Source organism: Citrobacter sp. TBCS-14 (genome assembly GCF_005280805.1).
GTDB lineage: Bacteria > Pseudomonadota > Gammaproteobacteria > Enterobacterales > Enterobacteriaceae > Citrobacter > Citrobacter gillenii.
Window position 1 is genome coordinate 1 of sequence record NZ_SZWM01000360.1, and the last position, 725, is coordinate 725.

Annotated in this window: 1 protein-coding gene; it reads right to left on the minus strand. The window is 54.1% G+C overall.

Features of this window, described 5'->3' with window-relative positions; translation table 11 throughout:
• Positions 1–725, minus strand: a 725-nt coding sequence (apbC, locus tag FDX22_RS15505; protein WP_146717425.1) for an iron-sulfur cluster carrier protein ApbC, incomplete at both ends; no start/stop codon positions are given.

Below are 725 nucleotides of genomic sequence, written 5' to 3' on the forward strand. Positions count from 1 at the left end.
TGACCGCAGTTGCTGCAAATATGCATGCTCATATTTTCAACAATACCCAGCACTGGTACTTCCACTTTTTCGAACATCACGATGCCTTTTTTCGCATCGATCAGCGCAATGTCCTGCGGCGTAGTCACCACAACAGCACCCGTTACCGGAATGTTCTGCGCCAGCGTCAACTGGATGTCACCCGTACCCGGCGGCATATCCAGTACCAGGTAATCCAGATCTGGCCATAAGGTTTCCTGCAGCATCTGCAGCAGCGCTTTACTGGCCATCGGGCCGCGCCACACCATGGCGTTATCGTCGGTGACAAGATAACCAATGGAGTTGGTTGCCAGGCCATGAGACATAATCGGCGCCATATGGGTGCCGTCCGGTGAGGTCGGGCGCTGATTTTCTGCACCGAGCATCGTCGGGATAGACGGGCCATAAATATCGGCATCGAGAATACCGACCTTNGCAGCCAGCGCCAGCGCCAGGTTCACGGCGGTAGAGGATTTACCCACACCGCCTTTACCCGAACTGACGGCGATGATGTTTTTTACACCATTTATACCCGGCTGGTTTTTCACGCGCTTCAGCGTCGCGATGTTATGCGACAGTTTCCAGTCGATCGCTTTCGCACCGGTAATGCGCAGCAGATCGGCGCTACATTGCTCTTTTAAGTCCTCAAACGCGCTATGCCAGACAAACGGCATGACCAGCTCAACGTGCAACGTGTCATCCATCCA